The sequence below is a fragment of the Colwellia sp. genome (assembly GCF_013215345.1).
Lineage (GTDB): Bacteria > Pseudomonadota > Gammaproteobacteria > Enterobacterales > Alteromonadaceae > Colwellia.
Genome location: NZ_JABSOV010000229.1, coordinates 1 through 2,851, shown reverse-complemented (window position 1 = coordinate 2,851; position 2,851 = coordinate 1). Strand labels below are relative to the sequence as shown.

The window sequence follows — 2,851 nt, the reverse complement described above, 5'->3', positions numbered from 1 at the left end:
CGGTACCAATTACAACAGTAACAGCTTGCTTATTTCCTAGATTATCACTAACAACATAATTACCAGGGGCAATACTATTTAATTTAAAACGTCCTGTTTCACTAACAGTTACAGTACGTGAAACACCCGTTTTTATATTTTTATAAGTGATTTCGGTACCACTTATAGCTTTACCATAAATAGAACCTGCAGCATTATTAGCTAATACTGGTGTACTCATTGCGACTATAGCTGATACTGATACAGCAATTAAAGAACGCTTAAAAGATTTACTTTTCATATTAAAAGCTTTTGTTACAGTTGAGTTGTTATACATGTTTACTCCCTGGATCACCTAGGTGATTTGGTTGTTTATTTGTTTGTTTTTATTTTAAAAAGACTCAAGGCTATACTGCCTCGTTTATCTTTTATCAAATCGTATGATCTGATCTGTCGACAAGAATATTAAACGGGAATTGCTGGAATCGTCAACACAAATAAAACCAAATGGTAACAATGAGGTAACATTCAACACATATTGACACATACCGAAACATGAGGTTACACCTCGGGATTTTTATTCACGCCACCACAAAAGTACACAGATAACAACTTGATTAATATAAGTTTACTTACTAAACACACCTTATTTAAATAATAAAAATTCATATTAAGTGCATTTCTATAAAAACACATCATTCTAAATTTACAGTTTTACTGCAAAAAACATTTAAACATTAAATAACATATACTTAACAAAAATAATTTTACTTTCGTGAAATTAACACCATAAAAAAAACAACAAATAAAACAAAGATAATATACATAAAATCAAATACATACATACATAAAAAAAACACAATGTACAATTATAATTACAAAGTGGCGCTTTATTAATATTAAAAGTTTCTATTGAACGCCATATGCCACTATTTACTTAAGCGCTAGATACAGTTCAGCTTTATCATCAACTACGTTATAATTAGACGCCACACGACATAATCGCTCACTATATGACCAATAACAGACAACAAATAGCTATTCAGCGTTTATCAACGCTACTTGAGCATTTATCTGTACAAACAAAGAAAATTGACCAGTTAAACGCCAAAAACAAATCTCATTACCTTATAGAAAATAACAATCTATTCTCTAAACATCTCTTTCACACTGAGAGTGATAAATTTTCGCCCTACGCTAAAGAAGTTACCAAGCGATTAAACGAATTTTCTCGACTATACAACTCAAGTGCTAACAACATTAACAGAGCAGAGTTTGCGCTGTCATCATTACAACGCATAGAAGAGCAAATTTCAGCTTTAATGAAGGCGATACAGGCCAACCAAGCAATGCATCAAGCTGCCCAGGTTAGTTTTGACGCTAGGAAGAAAGTTCGGGTAAAATCGGCTCAAGTAAAGCAATTACAGCAAAATGACATTTACAATAAAATGGCAAAAAATGTTCTCCTTTCAAGTCATCAACTGCATCAGCAACTGATCGAGCATCATGAGTTCGAAAGAAGGCTAATGGAAATGATTAGTCAACGAGAGCAACAGCGTATGAGAAGTAGAGCGAGTAATATTGACAAGCTTTCACAGGAAGTCCTTGCTTTACACCAACGCCTTGGACGTTGTCGAAAGGCTATTTCAGCCATAGAACAAAAAATGAAACTTGCTGAAAAGAAAAGCCTAAGATAGCAAGCAAAGCTTAACCTTATATATTCGCATTTTGTTTTAACTAAGGTTACTCTTTATATATGTTCTATTTACTGCAATATATAAAGGGGTTTTATGAAGATTTCAGATGACATTCACAACTATTATGAAAAGTTAGTTGTACAACACTTTGTCAAAGCAAGATTTGATGATAAATATAATGAAGATTTTATAGCAGACTTAACCTGTGTGGTATTAAACCAATTGCCAACACGTTATATTCGCCATGAAGTTGATATGGCTTTTTATTTGCCGCCATCAGAGCGTTTCGAGATGGAATCTAAAGTAAAAAAAGCTATCGCTGATGCACTTGAATTTATGCATGTGAACTAAGTGAGTTTATAACAAGATAGAGGGGTTGGGTGGCGACCCAACCAGCCACACCTCGGCACATGAGTCGTCTGCTGCGGTTGCTTCCTTCCGGACCTGGCCGAGTTCACAGAGTATCATTGCGAGGGGACCGAAAGGGTCACCATAGAGGCTTTAAAAATAACGTCTTAAAGCGGCGCGAATTATCGCTAAACATTGCTAGATATGCAAGCATAAGTTGGTAAAACATTACCAACTGCTTGCTTTTTAATCTTTATATGGAAAATAGTTAGTCAAATTAGCTTATTTCGCCAGCTTTTCATTAACATCTAATAATACCGATTTAATGATTAATAAATTTTCTTTACCAATACGTAATAGCAGTTTATCACTATCATCTAAAGCTTCGAGTTGAGGGTCGTCATACTTATACATAACACTGGTACGCGTAACATTCATCGCTGACTTAGGTAGTTCCATATCTAGCACTCGTGTTATGGCATCTTGCAGGGTATAAGTGAAGTCATCTTCATAGCCAAGTTCACTGTATGCCTCATCAATTAACGGTTTTAGATCAACATACCATTTAACTAGCGTAGAACTATCAACTGAACGCAATAAGTCGACATATAAATCAAAGCGCTTACTTGTTTCGCTGTCCCACTGCCAAACGTTTTGCTGGCCATCAACATTCGGCAATTGCTCATCAATAGAGAACTTCACTTTAGGCTGAATAAAGGGGCTATGATCGTAAGCCAGTAGGCCCTGAGCAAAATTATCAGTAAAAACTACAAAACGGCGAATAATATCCTCAGTAATCAACAGTGATAATAACTCATTACGCCATG

4 protein-coding genes and 1 other RNA gene are annotated in these 2,851 nt (G+C 35.0%); 2 read left to right on the top strand and 3 right to left on the bottom strand.

What is annotated here, in order from left to right; all coding sequences use genetic code 11:
* Nucleotides 1-316, bottom strand: a 316-nt coding sequence (locus HRT50_RS18475) for a carboxypeptidase-like regulatory domain-containing protein (protein ID WP_291617243.1), incomplete at its 3' end; no start/stop codon positions are given.
* A 676-nt stretch (nucleotides 317-992) separates the two neighbouring features.
* Between HRT50_RS18475 and priC the strand changes: the two genes are divergently transcribed.
* Nucleotides 993-1,676 carry a primosomal replication protein PriC gene (priC, locus tag HRT50_RS18470; RefSeq protein ID WP_291617241.1) on the top strand — a complete coding sequence of 228 codons (684 nt, stop codon included), beginning with the start codon at nucleotides 993-995 and terminating at the stop codon, nucleotides 1,674-1,676.
* 93 nt (nucleotides 1,677-1,769) lie between these two features.
* Nucleotides 1,770-2,027: a late competence development ComFB family protein gene (locus HRT50_RS18465; RefSeq protein ID WP_291617239.1), complete on the top strand. Its 258-nt coding sequence runs from the start codon at nucleotides 1,770-1,772 to the stop codon at nucleotides 2,025-2,027.
* Nucleotides 2,028-2,063: 36 nt separating this feature from the next.
* On the opposite strand, the gene ffs is transcribed toward HRT50_RS18465, so the two are convergent.
* Both ffs and HRT50_RS18455 read right to left on the bottom strand, forming a co-directional pair.
* An RNA gene (gene ffs / locus HRT50_RS18460) (signal recognition particle sRNA small type) lies at nucleotides 2,064-2,160 on the bottom strand.
* Between the two features lie 146 nt (nucleotides 2,161-2,306).
* Nucleotides 2,307-2,851 (bottom strand): DUF3014 domain-containing protein (locus HRT50_RS18455; RefSeq protein ID WP_291617237.1); only part of this gene is annotated, 545 nt, incomplete at its 5' end.